The sequence below is a fragment of the Ruegeria sp. BB1 genome, from assembly GCF_056539465.1.
The window spans coordinates 1-23,352 of the sequence record NZ_JBQFVB010000015.1; the positions used below are offsets into that span (position 1 = coordinate 1).

At 53.8% G+C, this 23,352-nt stretch carries 21 protein-coding genes; 15 read left to right on the plus strand and 6 right to left on the minus strand.

The features are described from left to right. Positions 1-901: 901 nt before the first annotated feature. On the plus strand, positions 902-1,693 hold the full coding sequence (locus ACR0AL_RS20580; protein WP_170352087.1) for an inositol monophosphatase family protein: 792 nt from the start codon (positions 902-904) through the stop codon (positions 1,691-1,693). 3 nt (positions 1,694-1,696) lie between these two features. On the opposite strand, the gene ACR0AL_RS20585 is transcribed toward ACR0AL_RS20580, so the two are convergent. The 4 genes from ACR0AL_RS20585 to ACR0AL_RS20600 are packed head-to-tail and all read right to left on the minus strand — an operon-like array spanning position 1,697 to position 6,573. After that, complete coding sequence (locus ACR0AL_RS20585; protein WP_480664483.1) at positions 1,697-2,263, minus strand: histidine phosphatase family protein; 567 nt, start codon at positions 2,261-2,263, stop codon at positions 1,697-1,699. Beyond that, entirely contained in the window at positions 2,264-3,334 is a 1,071-nt protein-coding gene (locus ACR0AL_RS20590; protein ID WP_170362835.1) for an ABC transporter ATP-binding protein, read from the minus strand. After that, the gene (locus tag ACR0AL_RS20595; protein ID WP_480648290.1) at positions 3,331-5,547 is read right to left on the minus strand and encodes an ABC transporter permease; all 2,217 of its coding nucleotides are present in this window, start codon (positions 5,545-5,547) and stop codon (positions 3,331-3,333) included. The genes ACR0AL_RS20590 and ACR0AL_RS20595 overlap by 4 nt, the downstream gene beginning before the upstream one ends. Continuing rightward, complete coding sequence (locus ACR0AL_RS20600) at positions 5,548-6,573, minus strand: ABC transporter substrate-binding protein (RefSeq protein WP_170352083.1); 1,026 nt, start codon at positions 6,571-6,573, stop codon at positions 5,548-5,550. A gap of 351 nt (positions 6,574-6,924) precedes the next feature. Here ACR0AL_RS20600 and ACR0AL_RS20605 point away from each other — a divergent pair, with 351 nt between their 5' ends. Genes ACR0AL_RS20605 through ACR0AL_RS20630 form a run of 6 tightly spaced genes read left to right on the plus strand, consistent with a single transcriptional unit; the run spans position 6,925 to position 12,152 of the window. After that, complete coding sequence (locus ACR0AL_RS20605) at positions 6,925-7,734, plus strand: DeoR/GlpR family DNA-binding transcription regulator (RefSeq protein ID WP_170415012.1); 810 nt, start codon at positions 6,925-6,927, stop codon at positions 7,732-7,734. 59 nt (positions 7,735-7,793) lie between these two features. Continuing rightward, positions 7,794-8,768 (plus strand): phosphate/phosphite/phosphonate ABC transporter substrate-binding protein, encoded by a 975-nt coding sequence (phnD, locus tag ACR0AL_RS20610; RefSeq protein ID WP_170352081.1) that lies wholly within the window; start codon positions 7,794-7,796, stop codon positions 8,766-8,768. A 60-nt stretch (positions 8,769-8,828) separates the two neighbouring features. Beyond that, positions 8,829-9,623 (plus strand): phosphonate ABC transporter ATP-binding protein, encoded by a 795-nt coding sequence (phnC, locus tag ACR0AL_RS20615; RefSeq protein WP_170352080.1) that lies wholly within the window; start codon positions 8,829-8,831, stop codon positions 9,621-9,623. Beyond that, positions 9,620-10,435, plus strand: a complete 816-nt coding sequence (phnE, locus tag ACR0AL_RS20620; protein WP_170352079.1) for a phosphonate ABC transporter, permease protein PhnE — start codon at positions 9,620-9,622, stop codon at positions 10,433-10,435. Before phnC ends, phnE (ACR0AL_RS20620) begins: the two co-directional genes overlap by 4 nt. Continuing rightward, a complete protein-coding gene (phnE, locus tag ACR0AL_RS20625) occupies positions 10,435-11,250 on the plus strand; it encodes a phosphonate ABC transporter, permease protein PhnE (RefSeq protein ID WP_170352078.1) in 816 nt (271 codons plus the stop codon). The genes phnE (ACR0AL_RS20620) and phnE (ACR0AL_RS20625) overlap by 1 nt, the downstream gene beginning before the upstream one ends. Further along, positions 11,214-12,152 (plus strand): HAD-IIA family hydrolase, encoded by a 939-nt coding sequence (locus tag ACR0AL_RS20630; RefSeq protein WP_480664485.1) that lies wholly within the window; start codon positions 11,214-11,216, stop codon positions 12,150-12,152. Before phnE (ACR0AL_RS20625) ends, ACR0AL_RS20630 begins: the two co-directional genes overlap by 37 nt. 177 nt (positions 12,153-12,329) lie before the next feature. On the opposite strand, the gene ACR0AL_RS20635 is transcribed toward ACR0AL_RS20630, so the two are convergent. Next, entirely contained in the window at positions 12,330-12,965 is a 636-nt protein-coding gene (locus ACR0AL_RS20635; RefSeq protein ID WP_480664487.1) for a glutathione S-transferase, read from the minus strand. Between the two features lie 413 nt (positions 12,966-13,378). Here ACR0AL_RS20635 and ACR0AL_RS20640 point away from each other — a divergent pair, with 413 nt between their 5' ends. The 8 genes from ACR0AL_RS20640 to ACR0AL_RS20675 all read left to right on the plus strand — a co-directional run bounded on the left by ACR0AL_RS20640 (position 13,379) and on the right by ACR0AL_RS20675 (position 22,179). After that, entirely contained in the window at positions 13,379-14,335 is a 957-nt protein-coding gene (locus tag ACR0AL_RS20640) for an isopenicillin N synthase family dioxygenase (protein WP_170352075.1), read from the plus strand. A gap of 372 nt (positions 14,336-14,707) precedes the next feature. Further along, the gene (locus ACR0AL_RS20645) at positions 14,708-15,829 is read left to right on the plus strand and encodes an aromatic ring-hydroxylating oxygenase subunit alpha (RefSeq protein ID WP_480664489.1); all 1,122 of its coding nucleotides are present in this window, start codon (positions 14,708-14,710) and stop codon (positions 15,827-15,829) included. Next, on the plus strand, positions 15,826-17,361 hold the full coding sequence (betC, locus tag ACR0AL_RS20650) for a choline-sulfatase (RefSeq protein ID WP_480664491.1): 1,536 nt from the start codon (positions 15,826-15,828) through the stop codon (positions 17,359-17,361). The genes ACR0AL_RS20645 and betC overlap by 4 nt, the downstream gene beginning before the upstream one ends. Continuing rightward, positions 17,361-18,152, plus strand: a complete 792-nt coding sequence (locus ACR0AL_RS20655) for an SDR family NAD(P)-dependent oxidoreductase (protein WP_480664509.1) — start codon at positions 17,361-17,363, stop codon at positions 18,150-18,152. The genes betC and ACR0AL_RS20655 overlap by 1 nt, the downstream gene beginning before the upstream one ends. Next, positions 18,152-19,084 carry a 3,5-dioxohexanoate:acetyl-CoA acetone transferase gene (gene kce / locus ACR0AL_RS20660; RefSeq protein ID WP_170393431.1) on the plus strand — a complete coding sequence of 311 codons (933 nt, stop codon included), beginning with the start codon at positions 18,152-18,154 and terminating at the stop codon, positions 19,082-19,084. Before ACR0AL_RS20655 ends, kce begins: the two co-directional genes overlap by 1 nt. Positions 19,085-19,094: 10 nt before the next feature. Continuing rightward, a complete protein-coding gene (locus ACR0AL_RS20665) occupies positions 19,095-20,513 on the plus strand; it encodes an aminobutyraldehyde dehydrogenase (RefSeq protein WP_480664493.1) in 1,419 nt (472 codons plus the stop codon). Then, positions 20,513-21,247 (plus strand): SDR family NAD(P)-dependent oxidoreductase, encoded by a 735-nt coding sequence (locus tag ACR0AL_RS20670; protein ID WP_480664495.1) that lies wholly within the window; start codon positions 20,513-20,515, stop codon positions 21,245-21,247. Before ACR0AL_RS20665 ends, ACR0AL_RS20670 begins: the two co-directional genes overlap by 1 nt. Next, positions 21,247-22,179 (plus strand): 3-hydroxyacyl-CoA dehydrogenase NAD-binding domain-containing protein, encoded by a 933-nt coding sequence (locus tag ACR0AL_RS20675; protein WP_480664497.1) that lies wholly within the window; start codon positions 21,247-21,249, stop codon positions 22,177-22,179. The genes ACR0AL_RS20670 and ACR0AL_RS20675 overlap by 1 nt, the downstream gene beginning before the upstream one ends. Here the strand turns inward: ACR0AL_RS20675 and ACR0AL_RS20680 are convergent. Continuing rightward, positions 22,157-23,005, minus strand: coding sequence for a GlxA family transcriptional regulator (locus ACR0AL_RS20680; protein ID WP_480664499.1), 849 nt, complete (start codon positions 23,003-23,005; stop codon positions 22,157-22,159). The genes ACR0AL_RS20675 and ACR0AL_RS20680 overlap by 23 nt on opposite strands. Positions 23,006-23,352: the final 347 nt, after the last annotated feature.

The window sequence follows — 23,352 nt, forward strand, 5'->3', positions numbered from 1 at the left end:
CTCAAGTCGACTTGAAGTAGCAGGATAGCTCCTCACTGGCACATGAGACAAGAGAGTTTACGATGACTGATACGGTGCAGGCGCAATCTTCTATTCCCATCCTGATCACTCTCGCTGCAACGACATTGCGCGACAACCATAATGTGCAGATAGCCTGAAATGAGGTTATTTACTTGGAATTGGCACTTGAAAAGAGCTTGTAGGAGCGATCAAGTGCCGAGAACAAAAGCGAATTCCGAGACTTCACCATGGCGTTCGCCAATGTTCTGATGAGATCAATCCGGCTCGGCCGCGCGCCTATAGACCTCTTTTCTAGTGTCGCCTACCCGGCACAACCAAACCCTCGCAGCATCACCTCAATGGAACGGCCTTACCGCGCTTCTTCGATCGCCGTACGCCGAAAAACTCACGGTTTGATCGCAACCATTCTAAAACGCCGAACAAACCTGTTTTCTATCAAAGGCGTATACGAGAAGCGTTGGGGCAGGGCACCTTTGATGCAAGAACTAAGATCCGAGCTCGAGCCGGAGCAGAACAATGAACTTGATCGGCTATTACTGCGGTTCCCGGCAAAGTGGTTTTGAAAACACAGGGCGGAAAACGGACTTTCGCAGCGAGTGCGAACCAATGAGGGTGCTTTAAAGAAAGCCGACATTCAAATGGTGAACATTTCGGAATCTATGCTGCACCATCGTAAGTCGGCACTTAACCCAAATGCGCACTAAAACTAGCGAATAACTGACTTGCTGGTTGTTTGCAGAAGAGATCATCAACACTAAACCTTTTAGGTTTGCAGCATGGAATTGGCTCTCGAAAACAAACGAAATGACTCTTTGATTGCTAGGCATTCGATTAGCTTGCAATGTTGCGTGGCAGCTCTTTAATCGGAAAAGGACCTCTCATGTCTCGACTTTCAAAACGCAGAGATTTTGCCATCGAAGTTTGTGAGGAGGCTGGGGCAATTGCCGAAGAGTATTTCGCGGATCGGGGTAATCTTGTCGTTGATCAAAAAGGCGCTCAGGACTGGGTTAGCGAGGCGGATAAGAATGTTGAAACCTTTATTCGTCAGAGGATTGCAGAGGTGTTGCCCAATGATGGAATTTTCGGTGAAGAGCACGGCGCTACTGTTGGTAAGAGCGGTTTTGACTGGGTGATTGACCCAATTGATGGGACAACGAATTTCGTCAACGGCATACCTGCATGGACTATTGTTCTGGCTGGCGTCACGGAAGGGCATACTGAGATCGGTGTGATACGTGATCCAAATGTGGATGAGACCTTTGTAGCGATTCGCGGAGAAGGTGCGACGCTTAACGGATCACCAATGCGCGTCGCGTCAGGGGTGGCGCTGCGGGACGGAACAGTCGCCGTGGGATATTCGAACCGGATTGAGACCCGGCATATTTTACCTATTGTCGAGAACCTAATCGAGTACGGGGCTATGTTTCACAGAAACGCCAGCGGAGCGCTATCATTGGCCTATGTCGCTGCTGGGCGACTCTTGGGATACATGGAAGAACACATGAATGCCTGGGATTGTCTGGCTGGGCAATTGCTGGTCTCGGAAGCGGGTGGCATTGTTGAGGATCAGAACGCCGATGTGATGATCCGCGAAGGTGGGCGCGTAATCGTGGGTACACCAGATGTGTTCGAGACCTTGGTTGAAATCGCAGAGAACGCTTGGAACGACTAGGGTCTATGCCAACGAAACCCAGCCCGAATAGGGTTTGAGTGTCAATAGATCTGCCTGCCAGAAATGGCCTTGTGAGGGCTGATCGTACTTGCGGTCTATCGAACAATCCGAGAGTGCGCACCACAGCAATGTGCCGACCGCGCCGTGTGTCACGATTGCAATATCTCCGGCGCCATGCATCCGGACAATCTCGGTGACTGTCCGATAAATACGAATCTGCGCCTCGACAGCTGTTTCCCAACCGCGATAGCGCGTTTCCGGTTGAGCAAAGAAAGCATTAGCTGCTGCCTCAAATTCGTCCCGAGGCAAATAACCGGTGCCGCTGCGGTCGTTCTCACCAAGACCCAAGTGGTAATTTACAGGTAGCGTTCGGGATGCGGCAAGAATCTCGCCTGTTTCGCGGGCCTTTCGCTCGCCACTGGTCCAAATTTGCGTGACTTTCGATAAGACTTCATTGGATGCAAATTCAGCAGCGCGTTTGCGGCCCGTCGCACTCAAGCACCACTCTGTTATCGGAATGACCGGATCGATAGAGACCTCGGGGTGTGTGATGATCGTAAGATTCGGCATTTAGTCAGGCAAAAGCACGGGCCCTTTGTCAGCAAAACCCATCATGATTTCAGTGCCGGGTTCTAGCGGTGCATCGACATCATCTTGAACGGCAAAAACCTGGCCGAATGCACCTTTCAATGTGTATTCCATCCGAACGCCAACATAGGTCGCCTTGGCCACTGAGGCTGGAATACCTTGATCTGAACCGATCACCAAACGTGAGGGTCGCACGGCGATGGTTGCCGGTCCTTCGGACAGACCGCGGCGTGGCAGCGTGTGGCGGTAGCCTTCGACTTCGATGGTTGCCATATCGCCATCAATACTTACGATTTGGCAGCTCAGAAGGTTTGCCTCACCTATGAAATCGGCGACAAACCGGTCATTCGGCGCATCGTAAAGCTGGCGCGGAGTGCCTATTTGAGCGATCGCTGCGTTACGCATAACAACTATCTCATCCGAGACTGCCAGTGCCTCTTCCTGATCATGGGTAACGTAAACAACTGTTAAGCCAAGGTCTTGCTGAATTGCCCGAATATCTTCACGAACTTGACGGCGAAGCTTGGCGTCGAGGTTGGATAGCGGCTCGTCGAACAACAGCACTTGCGGCTCAAGAACCAGTGCGCGCGCCACGGCGACACGCTGCTGCTGGCCGCCCGATAACTCTGAGGGAAGGCGGTTGTCGAACCCCTGAAGGCCAACCAGCTCCAAACCATACAAGGCGCGACTGCGGGCCTCGTCCTTCGCAAAGCCCGAGAATGTGAGGCCATACTTCACATTCTCCAATACGCTCATATGAGGGAACAACGCGTATGACTGAAACACCATAGATACATCACGGTCGGTGGCTGGCAGTTTGGTCACGTCCCGATCACCGATCAGGATCTTGCCCGAACTTGCCATCTCCAACCCTGCAATCATGCGCAGTGTCGTTGTTTTTCCGCAGCCTGACGGGCCAAGCAGCGTAACGAGTTTTCCTGCGTCTACGTGAAGGTTGATGTTATCGACGGCGACCACATCCTTGCCGAACACTTTCGACACGTTCTCAAACCGTACCGGGGCGGCCTTGGAACCGATTTTGGTGTCGGTCATGGCGATGTCTCCGTTCCGTGCTGGGTGCGTCGACCAATCTGAACCCGGCCAACGAGAAGTTGCAATAAGCCGACCGTCGCGAGCATCACGAAGATCAGCGTCGTCGAATAGGCGATAGCAAGGCCATAGTCGTTATTCTCGACCCGACCGATGATATAGCTGGTTGCCATGTCATACTCTGCGCTGACCAGAAAGATGACGGCTGAGATTGCCGTCATGGCACGAACAAAACTGTAGACAAGTGCAGCAAGTATCGCAGGGCGCAACAGCGGCAGGATGACATTCCGGAACGTCTGCCACGAGTTTGCGCCAAGGGTCAGCGAGGATTCATCAAGGCTGCGGTCAAGCTGTGACATGCTCGCAATGCCAGCGCGAACACCAACTGGCATATTGCGGAAGATGAAGCTGACAACGAGGATGACACCTGTGCCGGTGATTTCGATTGGCGGAACGTTGAAGGCAAGGATGTAGCTAACGCCAATTACCGTGCCGGGGATGGCGAAGGACAACATTGTTCCAAACTCAAAGGCGTTCTTGCCTGCAAAGCTTTGCCTGGTCAGCAGATAGGCAGTTACTAGCCCAACAGCGGCAGTCAATGGCGCTGCTATGGCCGCGATGGTTATTGTGGTCCAGAAACTGTCCCAAGCGGCTCCGGTCCAGCGTATACCCTCTTCTTCGAAGCGGACTGAGAATGCAGTGATGTAGTGCTTGATCGTCAGCGAATTATCGACTCCCCACAGCTCAACCACACTGCCGTAGATGATCATTGCATAGACAATAATTGTGAATAGTGCCCAGCCCAGGGCGATGAGCAGTACAGGCACCGAAAGGCCGGTTGGCATTAGAGGATGCACCCCCGCATCACCCTTGCCGGTGACGGTAGTGTAGCTCTTCTTTCCCAGCCAGACACGCTGCGCGTAAAAGGCGGAAAGGGTAAAGAACAGCAGCACCATTGCCAGAACCGCAGCACGGCCTTGATCGTATTGAGCGCCGACAATTGCGAAGAAAATCTCAGTCGACAGCACGTCGAAATTTCCACCCAATACAAGCGGGTTCCCAAAGTCGGCCATGCTTTCGATGAAGCCCAGAAGAAATGCATTTGCAAGACCGGGCCGCATCAGGGGCAAGGAAACCGTCTTGAACGTCTGCCATCTGCTGGCCCGGAGGGTCTGGGCCGCTTCCTCCATCGAAGGTGAAACACCTTCCACCACGCCTATTAGTACGAGAAATGCAATGGGAGTGAACGCGAGTGTCTGCGCGATCAGAATGCCTGGCATTCCGTAAAGCCAGCGTGTCGGTTGTGTGCCAAATAGCTCGGCAAAGAACCGGGTTACAGAACCGGACAAGCCAAAAAGTAGGATAAGCGCCAAGCCGATCACGAATGGCGGGGTGATTATTGGAAGAACAGTCAATGCTCGCAGCGCCCGCTTATAGCGAAAGCCTGAGCGCGTCACGACCAACGCGAAGCACAGACCCAGACCCGTGGTGATGACGCCTACAAGGATGGCTAGGAACAGTGAATTCCACGCAGCACCGCATCGCGCACCTTGTAAACACCCCAATCCCCACAACCGGTCGTCGAAGAACTTCGAGAAGAAAACCGCAATGGAATAAGCGCCGTCTTCGGTGATGAAAGCAGCAAAAAGCATCTTGGCGATGGGGAAAAAGACAAAAGCGGTAACGATGGTAATCACACCGCCAATAGCGCTTACGACGAAGACATCACCATTAATAGCACCCCTCGCCGCGATACCTTGAGTGAGCAGGAACAGAAAGCTTGATGCGCAGATCATCGCGCCATAGCCCATTCCGAACTGACGGTCGCCAAGCTCACCAAACAACGCATCCAACCAATCGAAGTTGAAGCCTCTGATACCGATGCTGAACCCCTGAGCGATCAGCCAGCTGAACCCCAACGCGCCGGACAGTATCAGCATACGGGCGTAAAGCGGATCAGATTTGGTACGCTTCAACACCAAAAGCGGCAGGGCGAGGGCGATAAGGAGCGGAGCAAGCCACAGCTTCTCACCTTGTCCAATCAAAAACGCAGCGGGGGCATAATCCTCATCGAACGGGTAGCCGTCCACGAGCCACCCGAACGACCACAGGCCGCCGTCGACCATGTACCAGGGCAGCAGGCAGAATCCGACCCACCCGGCGATGATCCAGAAGATCAGGACCGGATGGGTCGTTTTTGATGTAGTGTCAGCCATTTACTGCGGCAGAACCGAAACCTCTTCATCCCATTTCTGCAACAGACGCTTCCGTTCGTCTGAGGAGCCATATTTTTTGAAGTCATAGTCGATCAGCTTGATCTGACTCATGTCAGGCGCGCTATCCGAAGTTTCCGCGCCCTTGTTCGATGGCACCTGAAACGCGTTAACCTGAAGAGCAAGGTTTTGAGCTTCGGGCGACAGGGCCCAGTCATAGAACTTCTTCGCTTCTTCTTCGTTACGAGCCCCGTCTATAATCGACATTGAGCCAATTTCGTAACCGGTGCCTTCGCATGGCGCGACGACTTTGATCGGGAACCCCGAAACGGCCTGCTTTACGGCGTCATGCATGAAGACGATACCAATCGTGTTCTCGCCACGACCGGCGGCCTTGATCGGCGCCGAGCCGGACTTGGTGTACTGGTTGATATTCGAGTGCAGGCCCTTCATGAACTCAAAGCCTTCATCCTCGCCGAAGATCTGCACCATTGAGGCCAGCGTCGTATAGGCCGTACCCGACGAGTTCGGGTTCGCCATCTGAACGTGTCCTTTGTATTCGGGCTTCAAAAGATCCTTCCAGCAGGCAGGTTCGGGCAGGTTGTTTGCAGCGACAAGGTCGGCATTGTAGCCATACCCAAGCGCGCCTGAATAGATGCCGATCGTCTTGTTGCCAGCACTTTCAGCCTGAGATATCGCCCAATCATGAAGCTGGTCGCGCATTGGGGACATGTACTCCATCGTCAGGCCTTCTTCAGCGGCCTGCAGATGCGGGTCGCCCGTACCACCCCACCAAACGTCACCTTTCGGGTTCGAGCTTTCGGCACGGATTTGCGCAAATGTCTCGCCCGAGGACTTTCGGGTCATGTTAACGTCGATGCCAGTTGCATCTTCGAAGCTACGTGCCATCAGTTGACACCAATCCTCTTGAGCTGAGCAATAGAAAGTCAGCTTATCGGCATGCGCTGCGGACAATGACGCGGTCAAGGCAATCAGTGATCCCACGGCAGTGGATGTCAATTTCTTCATTATTTTTCCTCCCTTAGGGTTTAATTCGTCCGGGTTTCCCGGATCTATTTTGCCCTTCCTCATGCAGCCTTACGAAATTTTTCTTAGAGTGTTTAGGCTTCCTAATTATCTGTCAAAACCTTTGGAAAATGCGTCCGGATACTTTTACAACCACCAACTTCACCAAGAGAAAACCAACGATGCGCCCAGCCTTTCTTTTTGAAATTGATCAGCCTGCGTATATTGCTCTGTCCCTTGAAATCTTTGATGTCATGTGAATTTTCACAACGGAATGAGGATTATGCAACAAAAAATATTGCAAAATGCCCGAAACCCCACAAAATTAAATTCTGAAAATATTCGAGTCGTTGAATGTCCAAAACCAAAACGCGCGGCAAGAAATCTGAAAAGAGTCCGGGTCGGGTAAAAAAATCCGACAGACGCCAGCAAATCCTGCTGGAATTGAAACTGCGCCCGCACGTTCGCATCAACGAGTTGGCACAGCGTTTCAACGTTTCGAATGAGACCGTGCGCCGGGATTTCGAAGCCCTGTCCAATGAAGGCCTGATCGCGCGTGCGCACGGTGGGGCATCAGCCCCAGTGCAAGGGCATTACCCAAGTCTGGAAGAACGGACCGGCGCACAGATCGAAGAGCGCGAGCGGATAGGTATCAGCGCGGCGGGGCTTGTTCAGGACGGCGAAACGGTCATGGTCGATTCCGGCTCGACGACTGTCGAGATGGCACGCGCGCTGGCATTTCTCGATATCCATTGCACAGTGATCACGAATTCAATACCCGTAGCGATGACCCTTGGCCATGGTACTGCCCAGGTCTTGCTGTGCCCCGGAGAATACCTGGCAGCTGAATCTGCAACGATCGGAACCGAGACACTGGAATTCCTGTCTCGTTTCAACGTTGACAGGTGCATGATCGGTTCTTCGGGTTTCTCAGTAGAAGGCCCGTCAGAGACGGTAAGGGGCTTTGCGGCGATCAAGAGGATGATGCTGACGCGTGCTGCAAAACGCCACCTTCTTATCGATTCCGGGAAATTTGGCCGCAAGGGTCTGGCTCAGGTAGGCGATCTTGCCGAGTTGGATTCCATAGTCACCGACACAAAACCAACCGGGGAACTGCTCAATGTAATAGATGGTGCCGAGGTCGATATTCTCGTCGCCGGTTAAGAACGAAAAGGAATGACTAACAGCGGCTGATAAATGCCGCACATAACTGGGAGGAAAACATGAAGATTGACATCAAATTATTGGTTGGGGCTTCCGCAATTGCGCTATTGTCGCTATCGGGGACAGCCTCGGCGCAGGATTGTCCACGCGGTGACCTAGACGAGCGCTTTTGTGACGCCGATGGGGATTTGATCGCGGATATTCCAACAGATGCCTCCGAGCAAATTGATCCAGACACCTTGATTTTTGCATATACACCAGTCGAAGACCCCGCCGTTTACAAAACCGCATGGTCAGACTTTCTTGAGCATTTGAAGGCGGAAACCGGCAAGGACGTCGTCTTTTTTCCGGTTCAGAACAACGCAGCTCAGATCGAAGCGATGCGTTCGGGGCGTCTGCATATTGCGGGCTTCAACACCGGTTCCAACCCACTGGCTGTAAACTGCGCCGGGTTCCGGCCATTCACGATCATGGCTTCGAAAGACGGTAATTTTGGCTATGAGATGGAGATTATTACCTTTCCTGGTTCGGGCATCGAAAAGGTTGAGGACATCAAAGGCAAGCAACTGGCCTTTACGTCCCCCACATCCAACTCGGGCTTCAAAGCGCCATCAGCAATTTTGAAGAGCGACTTTGATCTTCTGCCGGAACGCGATTTCGAACCTGTCTATTCGGGCAAGCATGACAACTCGATCTTGGGCGTGGCCAACAAGGATTACCTAGCGGCTTCGATTGCCAATTCGGTAAAATCACGGATGATCTTGCGTGATGTCATCAACGAAGACGACGTTGTTACGATCTATAAATCGCAGACTTTCCCGACCACAGGATTTGGCACCGTTTACAACCTGAAGCCCGAGCTGCAGGAGAAAATCCGCAATGCTTTCTTCAATTTTGACTGGGAGGGCACGACACTTGAAGCTGAATTCTCGAAGTCGAACGAAGGCCAGTTTCTTGAAATGACCTATCAGGAATTCTGGGATGTCATTCGTAAAATTGACGCAGCAAATGGCGTCTCCTACGCCTGCCAGTGACCCTTGGCCAATACTGCGGGCCCGAAAGGGCCCGTTATTCAACCTAATCTGGGGCATTTTATGCTGCGTCTTCAAAAGCTGACGAAAACATACAAGACCGGAGATCAGGCGCTAAAGGCCATCGATCTTGAGGTGCCCAAAGGACAGGTGCTTGCGTTGATCGGACCCTCGGGTGCAGGCAAGTCGACCATGATCCGCTGTATTAACCGCTTGGTCGAACCCACAAGCGGCGGCGTCCTTCTGGATGATGTGGACCTGACAAAACTCGGCTCGGGCGCTTTGCGGAAAGCGCGCCGCGAAATGGGTATGATCTTTCAGGAATATGCCCTGGTCGAACGCCTCACGGTGATGGAAAATGTTTTGTCCGGCAGGCTGGGATATGTGGGATTCTGGCGCAGTTTCCTACGGCGATATCCGCAGTCGGACGTTGACGAGGCTTTCCGCCTGCTTGATCGGGTGGGGTTGTTACACATGGCTGACAAACGCGCCGACGAGTTGTCAGGGGGGCAACGCCAAAGGGTTGGCATCTGCCGCGCCTTAATTCAAAACCCAAAATTGCTGCTGGTCGACGAGCCAACAGCATCGCTCGACCCGAAAACCAGCCGTCAGATCATGCGACTTATAACCGAGCTGTGTCAGGAGCGCGGATTGGCGGCGATCATCAATATCCATGACGTGGCACTTGCCCAGATGTTCGTTCCTCGCGTCGTGGGCCTCCGCTTTGGCGAAATCGTCTATGATGGTCTTCCAACAGGCCTTACCCCCGAAAAGCTGACCGAGATTTATGGGGAGGAAGACTGGGAAGCGACCATCGAAAAAGTGGACGAAGATGAAGATGTCGAGGCTGCAGAATGAGCCATCGAGAGTTAGACGACATGCTGGGAAAAGGCTGGCGTAAACCGGCCTTTGTAAAACACCCTTTGCTCCGCTGGGTATTGATCCTGGGCTTTTTCGCCTACCTGATCGCGGCTTTCATGACCATCGATGTTGATTGGGGCCGTGTCTATGAAGGGTTGGATCGGGGGTGGGCATTTGTACTTGCGTTTACCAGCCCGGACTTCGTTTCGCGGTGGTCAGACATTTGGAGCGGTCTTCTGGAGAGTATCATTATGACCGTGGCTGCGTCGGTCGTGGGTATCTTGATCTCGATCCCAATAGGGTTGGGCGCAGCACGCAATATCGCCCCTTTACCAGTCTACATGATTTGCCGGGGCATTGTTGCCATCAGTCGAGCCTTGCAAGAAATCATCGTGGCCATTTTGCTGGTGGCTATCTTCGGTTTTGGTCCGCTGGCCGGATTTCTGACCCTTTCCTTCGCCACTATCGGATTTCTCTCAAAACTTTTGGCCGAAGACATCGAAGCGATGGACAAGGTTCAGGCCGAGGCGATCAAGGCCTCTGGTGCGCGTTGGCCGCAATGGATCAACTATGGCGTTCAGCCACAGGTTATGCCGCGACTTGTGGGCCTTTCCATGTACAGGATCGACATCAATTTCCGAGAAAGTGCAATTCTTGGTCTGGTCGGTGCCGGCGGGATTGGCGCGACGTTGAACACTGCGTTCGATCGATATGAGTACGACACAGCGGCGGCCATTCTCATCCTGATCATCGGGATCGTCATGGCACTGGAATACCTTTCGGGAATTATCCGCGCGAGGGTTCAGTAGTGCCGGTTCTTGAACAAAATGATACGCAGATCTGGCGCAGACGGACGACGGGTCAAAGTCTTGTTCGCTGGTTTGGCTGGCTTTTGGGTGTGGCTGTCTTTGTTTATTGCTGGCAGTTCATCTCGGAATCGACGACCTGGTTTTTCGTTTGGGATGCCCCCCGCATTGCCAACGATATCTGGACCCGCGCAACTCCTCCCAAATGGGACTACATCACACAGCTGGGCCGCCCGATTTGGGATACGCTGAACATCGCCACCCTGGGTACAATCATCGCCTTGTGCATGGCCGTGCCGGTTGCCTTCTTGGCCGCGCGCAACACCACACCGTCGACATTGTTCATTCGACCCATAGCTTTGTTGATCATTGTCTCGACCCGCTCTATCAACTCGCTGATCTGGGCGCTTCTATTGATCGCAATTATTGGCCCAGGCGTCTTTGCAGGTGTTATTGCAATTGCCATCCGTTCAATCGGGTTCTGCGCAAAGCTTCTGTATGAAGCCATAGAGGAAATTGATCACACTCAGGTCGAAGCGATCACGGCGACCGGTGCGTCGCGCTGGCAGGTCATGGCTTACGGGATTGTTCCACAGATCCTGCCCGCTTTTGCAGGCATTGCCGTTTTTCGTTGGGACATAAATATCCGCGAGTCCACGGTTCTGGGCCTGGTTGGCGCCGGAGGTATTGGATTGCAACTGTCAGCTTCGCTCAACGTTCTGGCTTGGCCACAGGTCAGCCTGATCCTGATTGTAATTCTCGTCGCGGTTTTGATCAGCGAATGGGTCTCGGCAAAAGTTCGAGGGGCGATCATTTGACCGGGTTCTCTGTGCAGGAGGCTTTCGATGCCTATGAAGGTGTACGACATCGCCTTCCGGAAGCTAGACCTACTGAAGTGACATATCGTCAGGTTGAAACGCTTGGTGACATAGCTCATGAGTTCGATGTATTCCTCCTCGACGCCTTCGGGGTTCTTAATATAGGTGACACGGCAATCCCGGATACACCGGATCGGGTCAGGTCGCTGAAAGCCGCCGGCAAACGTGTTTTGGTCGTTTCAAATGCTGCTGGGTTTCCTCACACAACTCTGTTGGAAAAATATTCTAGGCTTGGTTATGATTTCGCGCCCCGAGACGTGATCACCAGCCGGGCCACGTTGCTATCAGAAATAAACGGTCAAAGTGGGTTGCATTGGGGCTTGATGGCGACCCCCAGCGCCGGTCTTCGCGATTTGGAAGGGCTGAAACTATCCTACCTCGAGGATGACCCGAAGCCCTACGAAACCGTTGACGGGTTTCTAATGATAGGATCAGCGGTTTGGACTGAATCGCGTCAAGCTATGCTAGAGACTGCCTTGCTTGAACGGCCTCGCCCGGTAATGGTCGGCAACCCTGATATCGTCGCGCCCCGCGAGTACGGGTTTTCAAAAGAGCCCGGTCTTTTCGCGCACCGGCTGGCAGACCGGACAGGTGTTGTTCCTCAGTTCTTTGGGAAGCCTTTCGCCAACATCTATGATCTTGCTTTCCAACGTCTCGGGCACATCGACAGGTCCCGGGTTCTGATGGTTGGCGACAGCCTGCACACCGACATTCTGGGCGCATCCAGCGCTGGCATAGATTCGGCACTCATTTCAGGATATGGATTCTTCGCAGGGCATGATGTTGAAGCAGCGATCAAGAAGGCGGGGATAGTGCCAAACTTTATAATAGGCCGGCCTTGAGTTTAGAGCATTCGTTTTCGATAAGTATCCCGTTCAAATCGAATGTCCTGCAAGCCCGCATTTCGAACATGCTGACCATGGAAATACTGCGCTGTGCACCAACGGCAGCTTTGCCCCCTCGCGGAAAAGCGACCCCCGGTCTAAAGTCTGGATTGGGCTGGATGCGACGTGTCGGGCTCAGCCGTTGAACCAAATCGGAGAATCGCCTTCTGACCAAGTTACGTATTTTCGCATCACCAGCAAAAATACTTCACTGTCCAGGAATTGATCCAGCCACGCCACTAAATTCGGCCACTCCTGTGCGTCAAACCACGCCCGGTCTATATGCGCAAACTGGCGAACAAATGGTAGAAGCGCCAAATCGGCGAGAGTGGGGCGATCTCCAAAAAGCCAGGCCCTCCCGACTAACCGCTCGTCGAGGTTGAGCAAGTAGCTCGCCGCTTTCCTGCGCTCCTTTTGGACGTCTAAATCCGGATACCGCACGACGTATTTTGTGTGATCTAATGCATCCTTGAATGGACCATCATTTGCCGCGATTAGGCCCCAACCTTCTTGAGGCATATCCAAAAGTCGCTGCGGATCATTTTGTTGAAGCGCCCAAATCATGATTTCCAGGCTTTCATCTATTACTTTGTCTGGAAGTCGAAGCGCGGGCACTGTTCCGGACGGGGATGTTTGTAAGAAAGCCTCTGGTTTGTCCTGCAAAAGAATCTCGCGCAGCTCGACTGTGACTCGTGAACTCGCCAATGCGAGACGGGCCCTTATGGCGTATGGGCAGCGACGGAACGACCATAAGATAGGGTATTGAGCCATACGAAGATATATCTCCAATCTACCAGCGTGGTTAAACCTCCCGTCGTTTTCCAACTGGTACTTCTGCTTGAACGCTGTCTGATACTATCGGAAGGGCCATTGCTTCACAAACATCGGCCTCAGTAGCCGTCTGGTTTGGAGATTCGGAACGAGAATATGCGGAATTGAGTTCAAGTGACTTGTCTTGTGAAGTTGTAACGCGAAAGTCCCCGAGATCTTAGAAATTGGCCCTGGGCCGGTCGCGGTGGTTATGGATTGATCGAAGAATTAGTCTGTCATAGCTTGCAGCATATGCCCAAGTTTCTCCATCTTGTCGTCTTAGAGCGCCACAGCGCTCATCGCCGAAAACGTTTTGCCGGATAGCTGGTCTTCCATTTGTGACCTAGCCAATAATACAATTTTGGAGACCTCAGATGACTGAATTCACTGAAATCCCGGTGCTTGATCTTGCACCGCTGATCAATGGAGAGGATACGTCCAACCTCGCTTTGGAATTCGCCGAAGCCTATGGAAAAACCGGATTTGGCTATGTTGTTAATCACGGCGTTGATCCTGACTTGCGCGCTGCCGTGTTTGCCGCCTCGACGGAATTTCATGCACTGCCGGAGATCGAAAAACAGGCAATTGCATTAAATAAATGTCATCGTGGCTACATCGCGATCAACACCTCCACGGACGTGAACTCTGACCTGGCCAAGGTGACTAAACCCAATCAGTCCGCATCGTTCATGATGATGCGCGAGGATGCCGAGGTCGACCCTGCCGTCTATCTGTCCGGACCAAATCAATGGCCCGCCCTGGAAGGTTTCCGAGAGGCCTGCGAGGCTTATGCCGACGCGATGACAAAACTGGGTTACAAACTCATGGGTCTTGCCCTTGACGCTGTTGGCGCCGCGGATCGTTCGATCCTCAGTGCATTCCAGACGCCAACGATTTGGCTGCGCCTACTCCACTATCCACCACAACCGCCACAGGCTTTGGGTGATCTTTACGGATCTGCACCCCACAAGGACTTTGGATGTCTTACATTGCTTGCACAGGACAATGTTGGTGGTTTGCAAGTCCAGACGCCTGAGGGTCATTGGGTGGATGCACCGCCTATCGACAATGCCTTCGTGGTCAATGTAGGCGATATGCTGCACAGACTCTCTAACGGAAAGTTGTTGTCCACCCCGCACCGGGTTATCAATGCGACCGGACAACAGCGCTATTCCGTACCGTTCTTCTTCGACCCACATGTCTCCGCTGAAATCGCGCCGCTCCCTGGGACAGGGACTGCGAGATTCGATCCCCTGAAGTTTGGACAGTTTTTGAGAGGAGAACTGGAAGCAAGCTACGACGCACATCAGGTTGGCCATTCGGATACCTAAAAGCACGCTGCGTTGGCAGTGACATTTCACTGACCGATATGAAACGAACGTCCGCATTGCAGTTGGTGCGACGCAGCTATGCGGCTTCAGATCAAAACCCTCAATGGGTCGTTTCGGTACATGTGAGTAACGTCTGCCGTCCGGATGCTGCGTTCGGTCCGATGTCCGTATTGAGCCCATACTCACCGATGCTGCGTTTTGAACAAATGACCGCTCCGTAGTCACCAGTGAAATCTGGATCCGCATGTGCAACCAATGTCTGGACTATGATTTCGGCGGTCCGGCTCAATCCAAAAACATCAAAATTCTGACCAATTATGCATATCTCAGATTCGTAAATGGAATACTCTATGCCAACCTTGGAGGAACCACATGACAGATTATGATACGATTTCTCTTGGCTATGATCCCGATCCATCGCGTTCCAGTTCACTGCGAGCGGAGGCCTACACGGAAGAAAAGTGGTTTGACGCTGATCTCAAGGCCATCATCTCCAAGACCTGGCAGTGGGTCTGTCATGTGGAAAAAACCCGCGAGCCAGGGTCCTACGTTACAATCGAGATTGCAGGGAAGCCTATTGCCGTTGTGCGCGACAAGGAGGGCACGTTGCGCGCTTTCTACAACGTCTGCAAGCACCGCGCCCACGAACTGCTTTCTGGCGAAGGAAACACAACTCGGATCATGTGCCCTTACCATGCTTGGGTTTACAAGTTGGACGGGCAGTTGGCCCGCGCGCCCCACACCGAGAACCTTGAAGATTTTCGCACCGATGAGATTTGCCTCGACGCGGTGCAAGTCGAAGAGTTTTGCGGATTTGTATTCGTCAATCTGGACCCAAAGGCACCCTCTTTGGCGCAGCAGTCAGGCAATCTGGAAACTGAAGTGCGCCACTGGGCACCGGACGTGGATCAACTGACCTTCGGGCACCGATTGACCTATGACATCAAATCAAACTGGAAGAACGTCGTTGATAACTTTCTTGAGTGTTATCACTGCCCGACGGCGCATAAGGATTTCTGTGATCTTGTTGACATGGATACTTACAAGGTCACAACCTATGGCTTTTATTCCAGTCACATGGCCGATGCGGGAAACAGTCCCAATGCCGCATATGACGTGTCGAACGCTACGGTCAAAACCCATGCGGTTTGGTGGCTTTATCCGACAACTTGTCTGATGCGGTATCCGGGTCGGTCCAGCATGATCGTGCTCAACATCATCCCTGTCGGGCCGGACCGGACGTTGGAGACCTATGACTTTTTCCTCGAAACGCCTGAGCCCGACGCGATGGAGCTGGATGCCATTCGCTATTTGGATGAGGTGCTGCAGGTTGAAGACATCAGTCTTGTCGAATCTGTGCAGCGCGGTATGAGCACACCTGCTTTCACCCAAGGCAGGATCGTCAATGACCCGGATGGGTCGGGCAAATCTGAGCATGCGGTGCATCACTTTCATGGGCTGGTTCTGGATGCCTACGCCAAGGGTGCAGCGTGACGCGGGCAAATATCCTTGTGATCATGGCGGATCAGTTGGCCCCACATTTCACGGGGGCTTACGGACATAAGGTTGCCAAGACCCCGCATCTTGATGCGCTCGCTGCGCGTGGGATGCGCTTTGATGCGGCCTATTGCAATTCGCCGCTTTGCGCGCCGTCGCGGTTCGCCTTTATGTCGGGCCAACACATCTCCCGTATCGCGGCCTATGACAATGCATCAGAATTCAAGGCGTCTGTTCCGACCTTCGCGCATTACCTAAAGTCGCTGGGCTATCGCACGTGCCTGTCAGGTAAGATGCACTTTGTCGGCCCTGATCAGATGCACGGGTTCGACGACCGCGTGACCACCGATATTTACCCGTCGGATTTTGCATGGACGCCCGACTGGGAAGCCCCCGATGAGCGGATCGATAAGTGGTATCATAACATGCAGACCGTCAAGGAAAGCGGCCTGGCGCATGCGACGTTCCAGATTGATTACGATGATGAGGTTGGCTTTGCCGCCAAACGGTGGCTTTTCGATGCGGCACGTGACAAAGCGCTAGGGCATGATGCGCCCTTTGCGATGGTTGCCAGCTTCATTCATCCGCATGATCCATATGTCACCCGTCCCGAATGGTGGAACCTCTATTCAGACGACGACATCGACATGCCGGCCTTTACGCCTGCTTTGGATGATCAGGACCCGTTCTCGCGCCGCCTGATGGATGGGATCGAAGCGTCCTATGTGCCGCTGACAGAGGAAGAGGTGCGCCGCGCGCGCCGCGCATATCTGGCGAATGTCAGCTACTTTGACAGCAAGATCGGCGAACTGGTTCAAACGCTCGAAGAGATTGGGGAGCTGGACAACACAATCGTGATCGTCACGGCAGATCACGGCGACATGCTGGGCGAACGTGGGCTGTGGTACAAGATGAATTTCTTTGAACATTCGGCCCGCGTGCCGTTGGTCATGGCGGGACCTGGCGTGGCGGTTGGGACAGCGCGAAACGCTGTGTCGCTCGTGGATATGTTGCCGACGTTTATTGAGATCGCTGGCGGTAGTGAAAGCATGATCGGCGAACCTATAGATGGCCGAAGCCTTATGCCCTTGGCGCGGGGCGAGGACGACCCCGTTGATGAGGCAATCGGCGAGTATTGCGCTGAAATGACGGGCTTTCCCGTCATCATGATCCGGCGTGGTTCATTGAAATACATCCACTGCGATAGCGATCCACCACAGCTGTATGATCTGAGCGTTGATCCGTTGGAGACAAGAAATCTGGCCTCCGACCTCAGTTACAATGAGGCCGCTCAAGCCTTTGCTGATGAAGTTGCCGCGCGGTGGGATGGCAAGGCATTGCGTACAAAGATTATTGCAACCCAAAAATCCCGCCGCGCGCTGCATGCCGCGATGGAAGCAGGCGCAAGTGTGCCTTGGGACTACAACCCACCATCCGACGCGAGCAAGCAATATGTGCGTAACGATATGGATTGGACCATTGCAGCCAAGCGTTACCGTTATCCCCCATTGAAGGACCAATACCAATGATGCTGAATGGAAAAATTGCCCTCGTTACAGGGGCAAGGGGTGGAATCGGACGTGCGATTGTGGCGCGTTTCGTCAAAGAAGGTGCGACAGTTTTCGCCGCAGACCTGACGCTCGAAGGGTCACTGGACAGGCATGACGATGACGGCAGCCACTTTGTAAAGCTCGACGTAACACAGGAGGCGGACGCAATCGCCGCGATGGATCAGGTCCGCAACGCTCATGGCAAGCTTGACGTCTTGGTGAACGCGGCAGGGATCGAGATTGAAAAGACGGTCGAAGACACCACGCTGGAGGAATGGAACCAAAGCTTTGCGGTGAATTCCACGGGTACTTTTCTAACCTCAAAATACGCCATTCCATTGATGCGCGAAGCCGCGAAATCTGGCAACAGCGCTAGCTTGATCAACTTTGGGTCTTACGATGGGTTCATCGCTGACCCCGGCCTTGCCGCTTATTGTGCAACCAAGGGGGCGGTGCATGCGCTAACCCGGGCAATGGCCTGCGACCATGGCCCTGAGGGTATCCGCGTCAATGCGATCTGCCCCGGCTATATTGATACTCCGATGCTGCAGAGTTTCTTCAACGGTGACGGATCTGGCGGCGGGGGGGGCAACATCGAAACACTTCAAAAAGCTGTCCGAGACGTGCACCCGATGCGTACCTACGGAACGCCAACGGACATTGCCAATCTGGTCAATTGGCTGGCCAGCGACGAGGCGCGCTATGCCTCTGGTCAGCTTTGGGTTTTGGACGGGGGGCTGTCTGCGCAAGTGCAACAGATGAAATTGTAATGCCCAAGTCAGTCATCATCACCTGTGCGCCAACGGGCGGCATTCACACGCCGTCAATGTCGCCCCACCTGCCGATCACACCTGCCGAAATTGCAACAGCAAGCATTGAAGCGGCAGAGGCTGGCGCGTCTATCATCCATCTGCACGCGCGACATCCCGAGACCGGCAAGCCAGATCCCAGACCTGAATTGTTTCAGCAATTTCTGCCTGTGATCAAACAATCCACTGACGCGGTGGTGAATGTCTCAACCGGCGGCGGATTGGGCATGTCGATGGACGAACGTCTGTTGGCCGCGACTTCGACGAGCCCGGAAATGGCCTCGCTCAATATGGGCAGCATGAACTTTGGCATCTTCCCGATGCTTCAGAAATACACGGAATTTCAGCACGATTGGGAACGTCCATTCCTTGAGATGACGGAAGACTTCATTTTTCCCAACACGTTCAAGACCATTCGATATGCGATTGAGAAACTGGGGGGTGATCATGGCACCAAGTTTGAGTTTGAATGCTATGATCTGGGCCATCTCTACAACGTCAAATGGTTCGTGGATCAAGGGCTTATCAAACCGCCGTTCTTCATCCAGATGGTCTTTGGCATTTTAGGAGGCGTTGGCGCTGACCCCGATCATCTGACCCATATGCACAATACGGCGGACAAACTTTTTGGCGCTGAAAACTATGAATGGTCTGTACTGGCAGCAGGGCGGCACCAAATGCCTTTCGCTACACAAAGCGCAATGCGCGGTGGCAACCTGCGTGTCGGGCTCGAAGACAGTCTCTTTATCGGCAAGGGAGAGCTTGCCACATCGAATGCCGAGCAAGTGAGCCGCATTCGCACAATCATCGAAAATCTGGGCCTTTCAGTTGCGACACCGGCAGAAGCACGCGAACGCCTCGCACTAAAAGGCGGCGATCGGGTTGGGTTTTAGAGAGGATTACATGCAGACAAAGATGTTAATCAATGGCGAAATGGTTGAAGGGGGCGGAGCGCCGATCTTTGTCGTGAACCCAGCCACGGGCGAAGAGATTTGCAAGATCAATTCCGCGACGTCCGAACAGGCAAGCGCTGCGGCCGCAGGGGCCCACGAAGCCTTTGAGACATTTGGCCAGACCAGCCCTGCAGAACGTTCTGAGCTTTTGACCAATATCGCAACTGTCTTGGAAGAGCATGTCGAGGAACTGGCAGAGCTGGAAAGCTTGGATGCCGGTAAGCCCTGGCCCTCGGCTTTGGATGACGAAATGCCGTTGACGCTGGACACATTCAAGTTCTTTGCCGGTGCGGCGCGCACGATGTCTGCCGTTGCTGCGGGCGAATATGTGGCCGGTCATACCAGCATGATCCGCAAAGATCCGGTTGGCCCCGTAGCCGCGATTGCGCCATGGAACTATCCGCTGATGATGGCGGCCTGGAAACTGGCAGCGCCATTGGCAGCTGGCTGCCCGGTCACGCTGAAGCCCTCGCAGCTGACGCCGCTTTCCACGCTGAAAGCCGCCGAGCTGATCGCAGGTGTTGCGCCCAAAGGGGTGGTAAACGTGCTGCACGGCCCCGGTCGTGAGATTGGCGAGCAGATGATCAACGATCCACGGACCGAGGCGATCTCGATCACGGGTTCCAACGCGACGGGTTCTGCCGCGATGGCTGCAGCCTCTCGTCAAATCCGCCATGTGCATCTGGAACTGGGCGGGAAAGCCCCGGTCATTGTTTTTGACGATGCTGATATCGATGCGGTTGCCGAAACTGTGCGCTATGGTTCGTTCTTCAACGCCGGTCAGGATTGTGCACAGCCCTGCCGTTTGCTTGTCGCTGATGAGGTTTATGACAAGGTCGTTGCCGCCGTTGTTGATCAGGTCAGCCAGATCAAAGTTGGGGCTCAAAAGGCCGAAGGCACCGAAATGGGGCCGATCATCTCGGCCGCGCAACGCAACGCTGTAGCGGGGTTTGTCGACCGAGCGCGCGATAACTGCGACGTTGTATTGGGAGGCAACATGATCGACGGACCAGGTTTCTTTTATGAACCCACCGTGCTGATCAATGTGGCGCATGATGCCGAGGTATTCTGCAAAGAGATCTTCGGTCCTGTCGTGACCATCTCGCGGTTTGGCGACGAAGAAGAGGCGCTCAAGGTGGCAAATGCAGGCCCGTTTGGTTTGGCCTCATCCGTCTGGACCAACAATACCGGTCGCGCGATGCGGATGTCTTCGAAGTTGCGCTATGGCTTTACGTGGGTGAACACGCATGGTGTTGCCACGCCTGAAATGCCTTGGGCCGCGATGAAGAGCTCTGGCACTGGTTGTGATATGTCGGTCTACGCCTTGGACGCTTATACCGCCGTGCGCCATGTGATGGTCGCGCACTGATGCGGTTGGCTGGCAAACTCGCTTTCGTTACAGGCGGCAGGCAGGGCATTGGGCGCGCTATCGTAGAGGCCTTCATGGCCGAGGGTGCGGACGTTATCACCTGTGGTCGGGGACCAAAGCCGGATGGTTTGAGTACTGATTGGATATCTTTGGATGTGTCAGATGCCGCCGCCGTTGGCGAAGCTGCGCAAAAGCTGGGTGTATTGGACGTCATCGTAAACAACGCTGGCGTCCAGGTTGAAAAGACTGTTGTGGACAGCACTGATGCCGATTGGGATTTGGTTATGGGAGCGAATGCAAAGGGCGTTTTCAATGTCTGCCGGGCACTCATTCCGCAAATGCAGGAGGGTGGCTCCATTATCAACATCGGGTCGATCTCGGGCAATGTCGCGGACCCGTCGATGGCACTCTATAATGCGTCAAAGTCTTTTGTGCACGGGCTCACCAGGTCCATCGCGGTGGATCACGGACCGGCAATTCGCTGCAATGCGATCTGTCCGGGCTGGATTGAAACCGGCATGCTAGATGCAGGGTTTGACCTTGCCCAAGACCCTCAGAAAGCGAAGACCGACGCATTGGCACGGCACGCGGTCAAACGCTTTGGCAAACCTGCTGACATAGCAGCAATGGCTTTGTGGTTGGCCTCTGACGATGCATCGTTTGCAACGGGCCAATTGTTTACTGTTGACGGTGGCATGACAGCGGCCTCTCCTCTCAATCCGGGGTTGTTCTGATGTCTCAGATTGAAAGAACCGCCATTCTTGGAGCCGGTGTGATCGGGGCAAGCTGGGCCGCATTGTTCCTCGCCTCGGGCCGGAATGTAACTGTCTTTGATCCTGACGAAAACGCTGAGAACGCCGTGCGATCCTACGTTGAAAACGCATGGCCTGCGCTGGAAGACCTAGGCCTAACTGAGCGAGCGACACCTGACGCCATCACCTTTGTGGCGACCGCTGCCGAGGCCGTCACAGAGGCGCAATTCGTTCAGGAAAACGCGCCTGAGCGGTTGCCCATCAAACATGCAATCTATGCGGAGATTGAGCCCGCGCTGGCTGCTGACGCAATTGTCTCCAGCTCGACATCGGGTCTGACGCTCGAAGCGCTCCAAGAAGGGTGGCGCGATCCCGCGCCGCTTATTCTTGGCCACCCCTTCAACCCGCCGCATCTGATCCCGCTGGTGGAACTGACAGCGAATAAGGCCACCGGATCAGACATTCTGGACCGCACAGAAGCGTTCTACAATGATATCGGGAAAGTCACGATCCGCATCAAGAAAGGCATGCCGGGGCATGTAGCCAACCGGTTGCAGGCCGCAGTTTGGCGAGAGGCCGTTCATATGGCCGTTGAAGGTGTTGCCAGCGTCAAAGACATAGACAAAGCGATGTGGGCCGGACCGGGATTGCGTTGGGCCGCAATGGGGCCAACCACTCTTTTTCACTTGGGCGCGGGCGCAGGCGGTTTGCAGGCTTTTTGTGACCACTTCAAAGACACGTTCAACAGCTGGTGGGACGATCTGGGTGATCCACGCTTAGACGATGATGTGATCAGAAAACTGGTCGATGAAATGACAGCGCATACACACGGGCAAAGCACCGATGAACTCTCAGCGCAGCGTGATGAGATGCTCACAGCTATGCAGAAGGCTACGAGACACCTTCGGACCTAATGTCAGGCTTGAACATTGGCCAGGCGCGAAACTCGAACGGCACACGACCTTCGATGCGATCAGCAGTGGGCGTCAGGCCGAAGCGGTTGCGGTAAGCGCGGCTGAAATGCACTTGACCGTTGAACCCCGACGCCTCTGCAATCTCGCTGAATTTCAGCTCGGTTTGCGTGACGAGGCCACGCGCTCGATCAAGGCGGATATCTCGGTAGTATTCGACGGGTGACTTTTGGACATACTGTCGGAACAATCGGCCCAGTTGCCGCTGCGAAACGCCTAGCTGTTGAGATATAGCGGGAATTGACAACGTGGTCTCCAAATGCGCTTCCATAAGGTCGATCGCATCCCGGACAACGCCAGATGTGACATACCCAAGCGGTTCCACATCCTTGGGGTTTTGTGACCGACCTTCCCCACGCACATCATGGTGAAACAGATACCGCGCTGAGGCGTTCGCGATGCTTTCGCCAGCTACGGAATGGACAAATCTCAAGCCAAGGTCGGTTGCCGCTGATCCTCCACAACATGTGAAGATCTTGCCATCTGTTACAAACATGTTCTCAGATACCGTCGTGTCCGGTGCAATTTCGGCGAAGGCATCGATGTGCTCATAATGGACCGTCGCAGTTTTGCCCTTTAGCAATCCAGCCTGCGCGAGCACAATTGCACCCGTATCCAACCCACCAACTATTGCACCGCCTGCATCCCATTTTTGAAGAGCCGCCTTGAACTGGCGTGTCCCGTGGCGTTCAGGCGTCCAGCTTGTGCTTACGAGAACGAGCCAAGGCTTGCCCCTGACCACGGTTGCCAAAGGGGCAGTATCAACCACCAGGCCGCTGCTGGATTCGATGTGACCACCAACCTCCGAAACATAGGTCCAGGAAAACCGCACCAATCCTGACAGGTAATTCGCAGTTCTAAAAGGATCGATGAAAGATGTCGTTGCCGAAACGTTGAAATGCGGGCTCACCAAAACTACGATGCCTAACGTTTGATCAATTGATTTCGCCATGGCTGATTTTGTAAAGTATGGTCCAAAAATATCAAATCGATTTCTTTTCTTTCATTTGTTTGGTGTCTTTTGGAGCTCCAAAACCAACAGCTTGCCGGGGACAGAAAGCAGTCCTGCGGTAGTTTAGAAGCACCACAAGCAGACCTTGGCGCAAATTTGACGAA

Excerpts from the sequence above, each read along its gene's own strand:
- kce (WP_170393431.1), top strand. The coding sequence starts at position 18,152 with ATGCCCAAGTCAGTCATCATCACCTGTGCGCCAACGGGCGGCATTCAC.
- ACR0AL_RS20670 (WP_480664495.1), top strand. The coding sequence starts at position 20,513 with ATGCGGTTGGCTGGCAAACTCGCTTTCGTTACAGGCGGCAGGCAGGGC.
- ACR0AL_RS20635 (WP_480664487.1), bottom strand. The coding sequence starts at position 12,965 with ATGGCTCAATACCCTATCTTATGGTCGTTCCGTCGCTGCCCATACGCC.
- ACR0AL_RS20585 (WP_480664483.1), bottom strand. The coding sequence starts at position 2,263 with ATGCCGAATCTTACGATCATCACACACCCCGAGGTCTCTATCGATCCG.
- ACR0AL_RS20605 (WP_170415012.1), top strand. The coding sequence starts at position 6,925 with ATGTCCAAAACCAAAACGCGCGGCAAGAAATCTGAAAAGAGTCCGGGT.
- ACR0AL_RS20590 (WP_170362835.1), bottom strand. The coding sequence starts at position 3,334 with ATGACCGACACCAAAATCGGTTCCAAGGCCGCCCCGGTACGGTTTGAG.
- ACR0AL_RS20580 (WP_170352087.1), top strand. The coding sequence starts at position 902 with ATGTCTCGACTTTCAAAACGCAGAGATTTTGCCATCGAAGTTTGTGAG.
- ACR0AL_RS20630 (WP_480664485.1), top strand. The coding sequence starts at position 11,214 with ATGGGTCTCGGCAAAAGTTCGAGGGGCGATCATTTGACCGGGTTCTCT.
- phnC (WP_170352080.1), top strand. The coding sequence starts at position 8,829 with ATGCTGCGTCTTCAAAAGCTGACGAAAACATACAAGACCGGAGATCAG.
- phnE (WP_170352079.1), top strand. The coding sequence starts at position 9,620 with ATGAGCCATCGAGAGTTAGACGACATGCTGGGAAAAGGCTGGCGTAAA.
- ACR0AL_RS20655 (WP_480664509.1), top strand. The coding sequence starts at position 17,361 with ATGCTGAATGGAAAAATTGCCCTCGTTACAGGGGCAAGGGGTGGAATC.
- phnD (WP_170352081.1), top strand. The coding sequence starts at position 7,794 with ATGAAGATTGACATCAAATTATTGGTTGGGGCTTCCGCAATTGCGCTA.
- ACR0AL_RS20645 (WP_480664489.1), top strand. The coding sequence starts at position 14,708 with ATGACAGATTATGATACGATTTCTCTTGGCTATGATCCCGATCCATCG.
- ACR0AL_RS20665 (WP_480664493.1), top strand. The coding sequence starts at position 19,095 with ATGCAGACAAAGATGTTAATCAATGGCGAAATGGTTGAAGGGGGCGGA.
- ACR0AL_RS20640 (WP_170352075.1), top strand. The coding sequence starts at position 13,379 with ATGACTGAATTCACTGAAATCCCGGTGCTTGATCTTGCACCGCTGATC.
- ACR0AL_RS20600 (WP_170352083.1), bottom strand. The coding sequence starts at position 6,573 with ATGAAGAAATTGACATCCACTGCCGTGGGATCACTGATTGCCTTGACC.
- ACR0AL_RS20675 (WP_480664497.1), top strand. The coding sequence starts at position 21,247 with ATGTCTCAGATTGAAAGAACCGCCATTCTTGGAGCCGGTGTGATCGGG.
- ACR0AL_RS20595 (WP_480648290.1), bottom strand. The coding sequence starts at position 5,547 with ATGGCTGACACTACATCAAAAACGACCCATCCGGTCCTGATCTTCTGG.